This is a genomic window from Thalassococcus arenae (assembly GCF_019104745.1).
In the GTDB taxonomy this organism is placed as follows: Bacteria; Pseudomonadota; Alphaproteobacteria; order Rhodobacterales; family Rhodobacteraceae; genus Thalassococcus_B; species Thalassococcus_B arenae.
In genome coordinates, this window is sequence record NZ_JAHRWL010000001.1 from 2,208,718 (window position 1) to 2,221,220 (window position 12,503).

Genomic DNA, 12,503 nt, shown 5'->3' on the forward strand with positions numbered 1-12,503 from the left:
AATAATCACCAGTCAGCAGGGCCCCCACAGCGGAGGATCACATGTCCCTTACCCCGTCCAACGAACCGTCGTTTCGCCAGTCCGTCGACCTGATGTTCAACCGCGCGGTGGCGCTGATGGACCTGCCGCCGGGGCTCGAGGAAAAGATCCGGGTGTGCAACGCCACCTACACGGTGCGGTTCGGCGTTCGGCTGCGCGGACAGATCAAGACCTTCACGGGCTACCGCTCGGTCCATTCCGAACACATGGAACCGGTCAAGGGCGGCATCCGCTATGCCTCGTCCGTGAACCAGGACGAGGTCGAGGCGCTGGCCGCGCTGATGACCTACAAATGCGCTCTGGTCGAAACCCCGTTCGGTGGCTCCAAGGGCGGGCTGTGCCTGGACCCGCGCGACTACGACGAAGAGGAACTGGAACGGATCACCCGCCGTTTCACCTATGAACTGGCCAAGCGCGACCTGATCAACCCGGCCCAGAACGTGCCCGCCCCCGACATGGGCACCGGCGAACGCGAAATGGCCTGGATGGCCGACCAGTATCGCCGGATGAACACCACCGACATCAACGCCAATGCCTGCGTCACCGGCAAACCGGTCCATGCCGGCGGCATCCAGGGCCGGGTCGAGGCGACAGGCCGCGGTGTGCAATACGCCCTGCGCGAATTCTTCCGCCACCCCGAGGATATCGCCAAGGCCAAGCTTTCGGGCACGCTCGACGGCAAGCGCGTCATCATCCAGGGCCTGGGCAATGTGGGCTATCACGCCGCCAAGTTCCTCAGCGAAGAAGACGGCTGCATCGTGACCGGGATCATCGAGCGCGACGGCGCGCTGTTCAACCCGGACGGGCTGAACGTGCAGGCGGTGCATGACTGGCTGGTCAAGCATGGCGGCGTGACCGGCTTTCCCGACGCCGCGCATTCGGCCAAGGGGGCCGACGTGCTGGAAGAAGACTGCGACATCCTCATCCCCGCCGCTCTGGAGGGGGTGATCAACCTGTCGAACGCCCACCGGATCAAGGCTTCGCTCATCATCGAGGCCGCGAACGGTCCTGTCACCGCGGGCGCCGACGACATCCTGCGCAACAAGGGGGTCGTCATCATTCCCGACATGTATGCCAATGCGGGCGGCGTGACGGTGTCCTATTTCGAATGGGTCAAGAACCTGTCTCATATCCGGTTCGGCCGTCTGCAGCGCCGCCAGGAAGAAGCGCGCCACCAGCTTGTCGTCGACGAACTGGAACGGCTCGACCGCTATCTGGGCGATGCCTGGTCGATGACGCCGGACTTCAAGAAGAAATACCTGCGCGGCGCCGACGAAATCGAGCTGGTGCGCTCGGGTCTCGACGACACGATGCGCGGCGCCTACCAGTCGATGCGCGAAACCTGGCACGCGCGCGACGATGTCGATGACCTGCGCACGGCATCCTACATCGTCGCCATCGAACGGGTCGCCAAGAGCTATCGCGCCAAGGGATTGTGACCGGCCGCGCCCCGGGTCGCCCCGAGGCGCGCAAATGTCGAAAACCGGCGGGGCAGGGTGGCCTGCCCCGTTGCACCCTGCGGTCAAAGCTGGTTCGATCCGGCGGGAACGGACCAAGGGGGCAAGATGCGGTTTTCCGGTTGGCGGATATTCAGGGAAGGGCTGACCGGTAACAAGGGCTGGGGGCCGCACTGGCGCGATCCGGCGCCGAAATCCGAATATGACATCGTCATCATCGGCGGTGGCGGGCATGGCCTGTCCACCGCCTATTACCTGGCCAAGGAGCACGGCCTGACCAATGTCGCCGTGCTGGAAAAGGGCTATCTCGGTGGTGGCAATGTGGGGCGCAACACGACGATCGTGCGCGCCAACTATTTCCTGCCCGGCAATTCCGAATTCTATTCCCATTCCCTCAAGCTCTGGGAAGGGCTCGAGGCCGATCTCAACTACAACGTCATGCATTCGCAGCGCGGGCTGATCAACCTGTTCCATTCCGACGGCCAGCGCGATGCCTTCGTCCGGCGCGGCAACGCGATGATCAACCAGGGCGACGACGCGATCCTGCTGGACCGCGACGGCGTGCGCAAACATCTGCCCTATCTCGATTTCGACAACACCCGCTTTCCGATCTACGGCGGGCTGCTGCATCCCCGCGGCGGCACCGCGCGCCACGACGCGGTGGCCTGGGGCTATGCCCGCGGTGCCGACCGGCGCGGCGTCGACCTGATCCAGAATTGCGAGGTGACGGGCATCGACATCCAGAACGGCCGCGTCACCGGCGTGCAGACCACGCGCGGCGCGATCCGGGCGAAGAAAGTCGGCATCGTCGTCGCCGGCCGGTCGGGGCAGGTGGCGGCGATGGCCGGAATGCGCCTGCCGATCGAATCCCACATCCTGCAGGCCTTCGTCAGCGAGGGGCTGAAACCCTGCATCGACCACGTGGTCAGCTTCGGCATGGGGCATTTCTATATCAGCCAGTCCGACAAGGGCGGGCTGGTCTTCGGCGGCGACCTGGATTTCTACGCCTCCTATGCCGCGCGCGGCAATCTGCCGATGACCGAACACGTGATGGAAGCGGCGATGACCCTGATGCCGATGATCGGCAAGGCCCGTGTCCTGCGCAGCTGGGGCGGGATCATGGACATGACGCCCGACGGCTCGCCGATCATCGACAAGACCGGCGTGGACGGGCTCTACCTGGATTGCGGCTGGTGCTACGGCGGCTTCAAGGCGGTGCCGGGATCGGGTTTCGCCTTTGCCCATCTCATCGCCCAGGACCGCCCGCATGACAGCGCCGCGCGCTACCGCCTCGACCGGTTCCGCACCGGTGTCGGGCTGATGGACGAGGAGGGCACCGGTGCGCAACACAACCTGCACTGAGGAGCGTTCTGTGGACAGATCGGGTTTTGTACCGAAATCGGTCGATTCAGGACGGATTGCTGTTGCCGATGTCCGGTTCGCGACCGCATGCCGGGCCGGAAAGGGGCAGATCTGATGCGCATTCCCTGCCCGATCTGCGGCACCCGCGACCGTCGAGAATTCTACTACAAGGGCGCGGCGTCGATGCTGGATCGCCCCGCGCCCGATGCCGGCGCCGCGGTCTGGGACGCCTACCTGCACCTGCGCGACAACCCCGCCGGCCGCACCCGCGACCTGTGGCACCACGAAGCCGGCTGCGGCGCCTGGCTGGTGGTCGAACGCGATACCGTCACGCACGAGGTCTTTGGCGCGAAAACGCTGGAGCAGTTTCATGCGGATTGATGCCGCGGGGCGCATCGACCGAAGCAAAACCATTGCGTTTCAATGGGATGGAAGGGCATTGTTCGGACATCCCGGCGACACGTTGGCCTCGGCCCTGCTGGCCAACGACATCCGACTGACGGGACGATCGTTCAAGTATCACCGCCCGCGCGGCGTGTTCAGCGCCGGCTCCGAGGAGCCCAACGCGCTGGTCACCATCGGCCGTGGCGCGGCATCCGATCCGAACGTCCGCGCGACCATGCAGGAGCTTTTTGACGGTCTCGAGGCACGCAGCCAGAACCGGTGGCCGACGCTCGACTGGGATTTGCTGAGCGTCAACAACCTGTTGGCGCCGTTTCTTGGGGCGGGGTTCTATTACAAGACCTTCATGTGGCCGCGCGCCTTCTGGGAAAGGGTCTACGAGCCTTTCATCCGCCGCGCCGCCGGGCTGGGTGCGCTGTCGGGGCAGTCCGACACCGACATCTACGAAAAGGCGTTCGCCTTCTGCGACGTGCTGGTGATCGGGGCAGGACCCGCCGGTCTGATGGCGGCAGAGGCGGCGGCCCTGTCCGGTGCGCAAGTCATTTTATGCACAGAAGACAATGCCTTGGGCGGTCGTCTTCTTGTGGAAAACGAAATCGTCGACGGGATGGACGGGCATCTCTGGGCGGCGGAAAAGGCCGAGCAGCTTGGCCGGATGGACAACGTACGGCTGATGATCCGCACCACCGTGACCGGCGCCTATGACCAGGGCACCTATGGCGCGCTCGAACGCGTCGGCCACCACCTGCCGCGGCGGGACGGGCTGCCCCGCGAATGCTTCTGGCGTATCGTTGCCAGGCGGGCGGTCTTGTGCGCGGGCAGCATCGAGCGGACGGTCGCTTTTCAAAACAACGACTTGCCGGGGGTCATGCAGGCCGGCGCTGTGCGCGCCTACCTGAACCGATGGGGGGTCGGTGCGGGCAAGGCGGTCACGGTCTTCGGGAATACCGACGACGCCCACCGCACGGCGCGCGACCTGCTCGAGGCCGGCGTGCATGTGGCCGGGTTGATCGACTGCCGCCACGACGTGACACCGCAAGTGGATTGCCCGGTCCATACCGGTGCGGTCGTTTCGGCGGCCCATGGCGGGCGCGGCGGGGTCGAGGCGATCACGTTGCGCCACGGCGATGGCCGGCAAGAGCGCATCGCCACCGATTGCCTTGGCGTATCCGGTGGATGGAACCCGTCCGTCCACCTGACCTGCCACATGAATGGGCGTCCGCAATGGTCTGAAGAACATCTTGCTTTCCTGCCGACACCCGATGCCGTTCCGGGCATGTCCGTCGCCGGCGCGGCGCGGGGCGACTTTTTAACCGCCGCCTGCCTTCGGGGCGGTGCCGAGGCCGGGGCCGCCGCCGCAACGGCTCTCGGGTTCAAGACAGAGGCGCCGGCAATCCCCGAGGCCGAGGACGCACCCTACCGCATCCAGCGCCTCTGGGCCGTGCCGGGCAAGGGCCGCGCCTGGCTGGATTACCAGAACGACGTCACCGTCAAGGACGTGACGCAGGCGGCACGGGAAAACTTCCGCTCGGTCGAGCACATGAAGCGCTACACCACCCAGGGCATGGCGACCGACCAGGGCAAGAATTCCAATGTCACCGCGCTGGCGATCCTTGCCGATGCAACGGGCCGCGACATTCCCGAGACCGGCACCACCACCTTCCGCCCGCCCTACACGCCGGTGGCCATCGCCGCGATGGGAGCGGGGGCACAGGGCCACGGCTTCGCTCCGGAAAGGCTGACGCCGTCGCATGCCGCGAGCATCGACAAGGGCGCGCCGATGATCGAGGCGGGGCTGTGGTACCGTCCGTCCTATTTCCCGCGCCCGGGTGAAACGACCTGGCGGCAAAGCTGCGACCGGGAGGTCAAGATGGTGCGCGAGGCGGTGGGCATCTGCGACGTGTCGACCCTGGGCAAGATCGCCTTGCAGGGGCCGGATGTCGGGGCATTTCTGGATGTCGTTTATGCCAACACGTTCAGCACGCTGAAGCCGGGACGGGTGCGCTATGGGCTGATGCTGCGCGAGGACGGGCATGTCATGGATGACGGCACCTGTGCGCGGCTGGATGACGACCGCTGGCTGATGACCACGACGACCGCGGCGGCAGGATTGGTGATGCGGCACCTCGATTGGGTGCAGCAGGCGTTCTGCGCGAAGATGGCGGTGCGCTTCGTATCGGTCACAGATCACTGGGCGCAATTCGCGGTCGCCGGACCGAAATCCCGCGACTTGCTGAACGGCGTGCTGGACCGGCCGATCGACAACGCGGGTTTCCCCTACATGGCCTGTGGCGCCGTGTCGGTCATGGGTGTGGCGGGGCGTCTGTTCCGTATCTCGTTCTCGGGCGAACATGCCTACGAGATCGCGATACCCGCCCGCTACGGCGACAGCCTGTTCCGCATCCTGGTGGCCCGGGCCGAGGCGATGGGCGGCGGTGCCTATGGCATGGAGGCGCTGAACGTGCTGCGGATCGAGAAGGGCCACATCACCCATGCCGAGATCCATGGCCGCACCACCGCCGACGATATCGGCTTTGCGCGGATGGTGTCGGAGAAAAAGGATTGCATCGGCAAGGCGATGGCGGCGCGACCCGGCCTGTCGGGACCGGCGCGCGAACAGCTGGTGGGCCTGCGTCCGGCGGGCGCGGTCAAACAACTGACCGCCGGGGCGCACCTGTTCGAGGCCGAGGCGCCGGCGATGCGGGAGAACGACCAGGGATATGTGACCAGCGTCGGTTTTTCGCCGACCCTGGGCGAGATGCGGGCGCTGGCCTTCCTGCGCGATGGCCGGGCCCGGCATGGGCAGACGGTGCGGATGGTCGATCATCTGCGCGGGATCGAGGCGCTTTGCGAGGTGACCGATCCGGTGGCCTTCGATCCCGAGGGAGGGCGGTTGCGTGGCTGAGTTGATAGCGGTCTTCCCCCTTGGCACGGCCTTGCCGTTCGAAGCTGGCAGGGCGCGGCTGGAGGCGGTGGATCCGGGTCGTATTTCGGTTCTGGCGCCGTATCCCGGGCGCGTCGGGGTGTTTTCCGACCGGTTGCAGGCCGCGCACGGGATGGCGTTCCCGCAACCCAACCGCGCCACCGGAAAGGCGGGCGCTCGCTGTCTTTGGGCAGGGCGGGACCAGGCTTTCCTGATGGGTCCCGAGCCCGATGCGTCGCTGAGCGAAGTGGGCGCGGTGACCGATGTCACGGATGGCTGGGTCGGCGTGGCGTTGACGGGTGCCGATGCCGAAGCGGTGCTTGCGCGGCTGGTGCCGGTGGATCTTTCCGCGGAGGTTTTCAAGCGCGGCCATGTGCTGCGCGCTTCGTTGCAAAATCTGAACGTGCTGATCCGGCGCAGTACGGCGGATGCGTTCGAGATCTTCGCTTTCCGTTCGCTGGCCGGTACGCTGGTTCAGGATGTGACGGCGGCGATGAGTGGCGTTGCGATGCGGCGTGACATCGCGGATCGGTCAGGATAAGGCGGCGCCGTAGAACGGGAGACGGCTATGAATACACCGGCATGGGTCGCGGCGTTTGTGCTGGTCGCCTCGACGGCAAGCGCGCAGCAGACCGATTGCGATGCGCAGGCCGCGCTGGTGATGCAAGCGGTCGAAAGCCGCGCGACCGGCGAGCCGATGCGCAAGACACGGCGCGCCCTGCGCGAGGAACTGGGCCGCACGGCGGGCGACGCGCTGGCCGAATGGATCTATGCCCTGCCGCCCGAGCAATTGACGGATGCCGTGGGCGAAAGCTGGAAAGCCCAGTGCGAAGCGCTTTAGGGCGGGAGTGATTCGAAGGTGCGCGGGCAAGCCCGCGCGCAGGGTATCTCGGCCCCGCTTGGGGCGGGGCCTGCGGAAATGGCGTATTTCTCAAAGAGAAGAAGCAGGCGGGGCTGGCGAATCCCGCTGCGTGCCCCGATATTGAGCGGATGAGCTTGCCTCCCGGTTTCCTTGACGAATTGCGCGGCCGCACCTCGATGGCGCAGGTGGCGGGGCGCAAGGTGCTGTGGGACATGCGCAAGTCCAACCAGGGCCGCGGAGACATGTGGGCCCCGTGCCCGTTCCACCAGGAAAAGACGGCGTCTTTCCATGTCGATGACCGGAAGGGGTATTATTATTGCTTTGGCTGTCACGCCAAGGGCGACGCGATTTCCTTTGTTCGCGAGACCGAGAATGTCGGGTTCATGGAAGCGGTGGAGATCCTGGCGGCCGAGGCGGGCATGCCGATGCCCGAACGCGATCCGCGCGCGCAGCAAAAGGCCGATCGGCGGGCCGTCCTGTCAGAGGTGATGGAGCAGGCGGTACAGTTCTACCGATTGCAATTGCGGACATCCGCGGCCGCGGAGGCGCGCGCCTACCTGGAGCGACGCGGCCTGGATGCGGGTGCGCTCGAGCGGTTCGAGATCGGCTTCGCGCCGCCGGGCTGGCAGACCCTCGGCGACCATTTGCGCGGCAAGGGGGTGCCGGACGACCAGTTGATCGCGGCGGGTCTGGCCAAGGCGTCCGACAAGGGCCGGGCGCCCTATGACGTGTTTCGCGACCGCATCCTGTTCCCGATCCGCGACGTGCGCGGACGGGCGATCGCCTTTGGCGGACGGGCGATGGACCCGGGCGACAAGGCAAAATACCTGAACTCGCCCGAGACCGAGCTGTTCGACAAGGGGCGCACGCTTTACAATATCGCGGCGGCGCGAGAGGCGGCGGGCAAGGGCCGGCCGCTGATCCTGGCCGAGGGATACATGGACGTCATCGCGCTGAGCGAAGCGGGCTTCGGCGCCGCGGTCGCACCGCTGGGCACGGCGGTGACCGAGACCCAGTTGCAGTTGCTATGGCGGATGGCGGATGAACCGGTCGTCGCTCTGGACGGCGACAAGGCCGGGCTGCGGGCGGCCTATCGGGTCGTCGACCTGGCCCTGCCGCTTTTGGAAGCGGGCAAGTCGCTGCGCTTTGCGCTGATGCCCGAGGGCAAGGACCCCGACGACCTGATCCGTGCCGAGGGCGCGGCGGGCATGCAGCGGGTTCTGGATGCGGCGCTGCCGATGGCGAAGTTGTTGTGGCGCCAGGAGACCGAAGGCAAGGTATTCGACAGCCCGGAACGCAAGGCCGCGCTGGACAAGGCGATCCGTCAGCGTGTGGGGGTGATCAAGGACCCGTCGCTGCGGCATCACTACGGCGAAGAGCTCAAGGAACTGCGCTGGCACTTGTTTCGCTCGGCGCGGCCTGCGGGCAAGGGCCGCGGGTCGAGGCGGGCCGATGAGATGGCGCCGGTTGCGGGCACCAAGGCGTCGGCTCTGGTCGCCGAGGGAGAGATCGCCGAGCGGCGATTGCGCGAGACGGTAATCCTGGCGGCGATGTTCGCGGCTCCGGAGATCCTGCCGGAATTCGAGTCGCAACTCGAAGCCATGGATTGCGCGGACGGAACGTTGGCTCGGCTGCGCGACACGCTTCTGCGCCATGTCGGCGCGCCATCCGATGCGGTGCGCGATGCGGTTCGGGAAACTCTGGGGCGCGAGACCCTTGAAACCCTTTTGTCGGCACGCCATGTCGCTGTGATACCCTGCCTGCGCAAGCCGGGCGAGGTCGAATTGGCGCGACTGACGGTGGCCGAGGAACTGGCCAAACTGTCGGCCTGGCAGGGCTGGCAAACCGAACTGGCCGAAGCCGAAGCCGACTTGCAGGGGGTTGCCGACGAGGCGCTGACCTGGCGGCTGGCACAGGCGGCACAGGCCAGAAACAGTGCCGGCCGCCGGCAGGACGAGGCCGAGACGGATTACGAGATTGGCCCCAACGGGGCGCATATGGACCGGGAAGAGCGCAGCGCGCTGGACACGCTGCTGGGACAGATCAAGTTCGACAAGACGCGGCGTCGCTGACGCGATTCGCCGAAAAAGACCAACAAAAACCGCCCGGGCGGGTGTGCGTGACGCCGAATCGCGCTAATGATTCGCCCTAGCGAATCACCCGCCTTCGATCAGGAGCGTTGCATGGCACCCAAGGACACCGACGACGACAAGACCGAAGACAACGACGACGAGGTGAGCCTCGACATGAGCCAGGCGGCGGTCAAGAAGATGATCGCCGAGGCGCGCGAGCGCGGCTACATCACCTACGATCAGCTGAACGAGGTCTTGCCGCCCGATCAGGTCAGTTCCGACCAGATCGAGGATGTCATGTCGATGTTGTCCGAGATGGGCATCCAGGTCACCGAGGACGACGAGGAAGGTGACGACGACGACAACAAGGGGTCGACCGACCTGGTCGAGACCAAGAAGGGCGGCGACGTAACCCTGGCGTCGACCGGCCAGGAAAAGCTGGATCGCACAGACGACCCCGTGCGGATGTATCTGCGCGAGATGGGGTCGGTCGAGCTGCTCAGCCGCGAGGGCGAGATCGCCATCGCCAAGCGGATCGAGGCCGGGCGCAACACGATGATCGCGGGCCTGTGCGAAAGCCCGCTGACCTTCCAGGCGATCACGATCTGGCGCGAGGAACTGCTGAACGAGGACATCCTGCTGCGCGATGTCATCGATCTCGAGACGACCTTTTCGGGGCAACTGGGCGAGGATGGCGATATCGACGAACCGGTGGTCGACGCCGGGTCCGGTGACGATTCCAAGTCGCAATCCAGCGACGAACCCGAACTGGATGCCGATGGCAATCCCATCGCCAAGGATGACGACGAGGACGAGGACGAGCAGGCCAACATGTCGCTTGCGGCGATGGAGGCGGCGCTCAAGCCGAAGGTTCTCGAAACGCTGGACCGCATCGCGCGAGACTACGAAGAACTGGCCGAGATGCAGGACAGCCGGATCTCGGCGACGCTGAACGAGGACGACAGCTTTACCGACGGCGACGAGGAGCGCTATCAGAAGCTGCGTGGAGAGATCGTCGAACTGGTCAATGAACTGCACCTGCACAACAACCGGATCGAGGCGCTGATCGACCAGCTTTACGGCATCAACAAGCGCATCATGTCGATCGACAGCGCGATGGTGAAACTGGCCGACCAGGCCCGTATCAACCGGCGCGAATTCGTCGACGAATACCGGGGCCACGAACTCGATCCGAACTGGCTCGAACGCATGGCCGAGAAATCGGGCCGTGGCTGGCAGATGTTCATCGAGCGTTCGACCGACAAGGTCGAAGGGCTGCGCGCCGACATGGCGCAGGTGGGTCAGTATGTCGGTCTGGATATCTCGGAATTCCGCCGCATCGTGAACCAGGTCCAGAAGGGCGAGAAGGAAGCCCGGCAGGCCAAGAAGGAAATGGTCGAGGCGAACCTGCGGCTCGTCATCTCGATCGCCAAGAAATACACCAACCGCGGCCTGCAATTCCTGGACCTGATCCAGGAAGGCAATATCGGCCTGATGAAGGCCGTGGACAAGTTCGAGTATCGCCGGGGCTACAAGTTTTCGACCTATGCGACCTGGTGGATCCGGCAGGCGATCACACGGTCGATCGCCGACCAGGCCCGAACGATCCGTATCCCGGTGCACATGATCGAGACCATCAACAAGCTGGTGCGCACCGGCCGTCAGATGCTGCACGAGATCGGCCGCGAGCCGACGCCGGAGGAGCTGGCCGAAAAGCTGCAGATGCCGCTGGAAAAGGTCCGCAAGGTGATGAAGATCGCCAAGGAGCCGATCAGCCTCGAGACGCCCATCGGCGACGAGGAAGACAGCCAGCTGGGCGATTTCATCGAGGACAAGAACGCGGTTCTGCCCCTCGATTCGGCCATTCAGGAGAACCTGAAAGAAACCACGACGCGGGTTCTGTCCTCGCTCACCCCTCGCGAGGAGCGGGTACTGCGGATGCGGTTCGGCATCGGCATGAACACCGATCACACGCTGGAAGAGGTCGGCCAGCAGTTCAGCGTCACACGCGAACGCATCCGCCAGATCGAAGCCAAGGCGCTGCGCAAGCTCAAGCACCCGTCGCGCAGCCGCAAGCTGCGGTCGTTCCTGGACCAGTGAGGGCCGGTCGGTTTGCCGGTCGACGCAGACTGAACCGCGAACAAACAGATGCCGACACAAGAGCCGGGCTTTCGCACAGCCCGGCTTTTCAATTCCGGTGCCCGGGCGCCGGCCTATCGAGCCGAGCGCCTTGTTGCTAGACTGGGCATAGACAAGCCAAAGGATATCGACATGTCTCTGCTTTCTCGTCTTTTTGGCGGCGGCGGTGGCGCCGCGAAACAACCCGTCGCCGCGCCGGTCGACCATGCCGGATTCCGCATCACCCCTGATCCGATCCCGGTGGACGGTCAGTTCCGTCTGGCCGCATGGATCGAGGCAGAGATCGATGGCGAGGCCAAGCGCCATCACATGATCCGGGCCGATCTGGTCCGCGACCGCGACGAGGCAGTAACGGCCACACTGGCCAAGGCGCGGCAGATGATCGACCAACTGGGACCGCGCCTATTCGATGGACCCGACCGGCGATGAGCGAGTTCTGGTCATGACCTCTCCCGTTTTCGGTCAAAGCGCGTAAACTGAGCAAAAAAGGGAGAAGCGGATGAAGTTCCTGAAGTGGACCTTGGGCACGCTGGCGGGGCTGATCGCGATTTTCGCCATCGTCGGAATGCTGTTGCCGCGGCAGGTGACCATCGAACGCTCGATCAGAATCGACGCAGGCGTCGAACAGGTGTTTCCGCATGTCGCCGGGCTCAAGGCGATGGCGGCCTGGTCGCCCTGGCTGGACCGCGATCCAGACGTGCAACTGACCTATTCCGGGCCCGATACCGGCGAAGGCGCGACGCTGGACTGGGCGTCGGAGCATCCCAATGTCGGCAATGGCCACCAGGTGATCACCGGCTTCGAGGAAAATGTGCTGGTCACGACGGCATTGGATTTCGGCGAGATGGGTACGGCCAATGCCGACCTGGTGCTCGAAGAGGCCGATGGTGTGACAACGGTCACATGGACGCTGGACGCCGATATGGGGGCCGGACCGTTCGGGCGGTGGATGGGCCTGATGATGGACCGCGCCGTTGGGCCGGATTACGAGCTGGGCCTGTCGCGGCTCAAGTCGCTGGTCGAGGGCTGATCGCCGCGCGCACGCGTCGCCTGTGCAGGCACGATACCGGACAGCGCCGGCGCTCATCGACATGGGACAGACCGAGGGCGGCCGTCACGCCCTTCTTCGCCTTCGTTGCCCATCTTTCCTGACCACGGTTCGCCGCCCTTGACCCGCCAGGCCCGGACCCGTCAGGCCCGGGCCCGACCGTCGCGTGAAAGTCGAACGCCACGCGCGTTTCCCAGAC

10 protein-coding genes are annotated in these 12,503 nt (G+C 65.4%); all 10 read left to right on the plus strand.

Translation table 11 applies throughout. The features are described 5' to 3' along the window. Window positions 1-41: 41 nt before the first annotated feature. The 10 genes from KUH32_RS11050 (at window position 42) to KUH32_RS11095 (ending at window position 12,286) form a co-directional block, all read left to right on the plus strand. Window positions 42-1,478: a Glu/Leu/Phe/Val family dehydrogenase gene (locus KUH32_RS11050; protein ID WP_217778112.1), complete on the plus strand. Its 1,437-nt coding sequence runs from the start codon at window positions 42-44 to the stop codon at window positions 1,476-1,478. Window positions 1,479-1,604: 126 nt separating this feature from the next. Then, complete coding sequence (locus KUH32_RS11055) at window positions 1,605-2,858, plus strand: sarcosine oxidase subunit beta family protein (protein ID WP_217778113.1); 1,254 nt, start codon at window positions 1,605-1,607, stop codon at window positions 2,856-2,858. Between the two features lie 114 nt (window positions 2,859-2,972). Further along, on the plus strand, window positions 2,973-3,239 hold the full coding sequence (locus KUH32_RS11060) for a sarcosine oxidase subunit delta (RefSeq protein WP_217778114.1): 267 nt from the start codon (window positions 2,973-2,975) through the stop codon (window positions 3,237-3,239). Continuing rightward, window positions 3,229-6,165, plus strand: coding sequence for a sarcosine oxidase subunit alpha family protein (locus KUH32_RS11065; protein WP_217778115.1), 2,937 nt, complete (start codon window positions 3,229-3,231; stop codon window positions 6,163-6,165). Before KUH32_RS11060 ends, KUH32_RS11065 begins: the two co-directional genes overlap by 11 nt. Then, window positions 6,158-6,724 (plus strand): sarcosine oxidase subunit gamma, encoded by a 567-nt coding sequence (locus KUH32_RS11070; protein ID WP_348541106.1) that lies wholly within the window; start codon window positions 6,158-6,160, stop codon window positions 6,722-6,724. The genes KUH32_RS11065 and KUH32_RS11070 overlap by 8 nt, the downstream gene beginning before the upstream one ends. 27 nt (window positions 6,725-6,751) lie before the next feature. Then, the gene (locus tag KUH32_RS11075; protein ID WP_217778116.1) at window positions 6,752-7,024 is read left to right on the plus strand and encodes a hypothetical protein; all 273 of its coding nucleotides are present in this window, start codon (window positions 6,752-6,754) and stop codon (window positions 7,022-7,024) included. Between the two features lie 149 nt (window positions 7,025-7,173). Then, window positions 7,174-9,117: a DNA primase gene (gene dnaG, locus KUH32_RS11080; RefSeq protein ID WP_217778117.1), complete on the plus strand. Its 1,944-nt coding sequence runs from the start codon at window positions 7,174-7,176 to the stop codon at window positions 9,115-9,117. A gap of 111 nt (window positions 9,118-9,228) precedes the next feature. Then, on the plus strand, window positions 9,229-11,217 hold the full coding sequence (gene rpoD, locus KUH32_RS11085; RefSeq protein ID WP_217778119.1) for an RNA polymerase sigma factor RpoD: 1,989 nt from the start codon (window positions 9,229-9,231) through the stop codon (window positions 11,215-11,217). Between the two features lie 171 nt (window positions 11,218-11,388). Next, the gene (locus tag KUH32_RS11090; RefSeq protein ID WP_217778121.1) at window positions 11,389-11,685 is read left to right on the plus strand and encodes an HlyU family transcriptional regulator; all 297 of its coding nucleotides are present in this window, start codon (window positions 11,389-11,391) and stop codon (window positions 11,683-11,685) included. A gap of 70 nt (window positions 11,686-11,755) precedes the next feature. Then, window positions 11,756-12,286 carry an SRPBCC family protein gene (locus KUH32_RS11095; protein WP_217778122.1) on the plus strand — a complete coding sequence of 177 codons (531 nt, stop codon included), beginning with the start codon at window positions 11,756-11,758 and terminating at the stop codon, window positions 12,284-12,286. The last annotated feature ends 217 nt before the right edge of the window (window positions 12,287-12,503 follow it).

Bases quoted from the DNA above. Each gene is read 5' to 3' on its own strand.
- KUH32_RS11050 (WP_217778112.1), top strand. From the start codon at position 42: ATGTCCCTTACCCCGTCCAACGAACCGTCGTTTCGCCAGTCCGTCGAC.
- KUH32_RS11095 (WP_217778122.1), top strand. From the start codon at position 11,756: ATGAAGTTCCTGAAGTGGACCTTGGGCACGCTGGCGGGGCTGATCGCG.
- rpoD (WP_217778119.1), top strand. From the start codon at position 9,229: ATGGCACCCAAGGACACCGACGACGACAAGACCGAAGACAACGACGAC.
- KUH32_RS11055 (WP_217778113.1), top strand. From the start codon at position 1,605: ATGCGGTTTTCCGGTTGGCGGATATTCAGGGAAGGGCTGACCGGTAAC.
- dnaG (WP_217778117.1), top strand. From the start codon at position 7,174: ATGAGCTTGCCTCCCGGTTTCCTTGACGAATTGCGCGGCCGCACCTCG.
- KUH32_RS11065 (WP_217778115.1), top strand. From the start codon at position 3,229: ATGCGGATTGATGCCGCGGGGCGCATCGACCGAAGCAAAACCATTGCG.
- KUH32_RS11090 (WP_217778121.1), top strand. From the start codon at position 11,389: ATGTCTCTGCTTTCTCGTCTTTTTGGCGGCGGCGGTGGCGCCGCGAAA.
- KUH32_RS11075 (WP_217778116.1), top strand. From the start codon at position 6,752: ATGAATACACCGGCATGGGTCGCGGCGTTTGTGCTGGTCGCCTCGACG.
- KUH32_RS11060 (WP_217778114.1), top strand. From the start codon at position 2,973: ATGCGCATTCCCTGCCCGATCTGCGGCACCCGCGACCGTCGAGAATTC.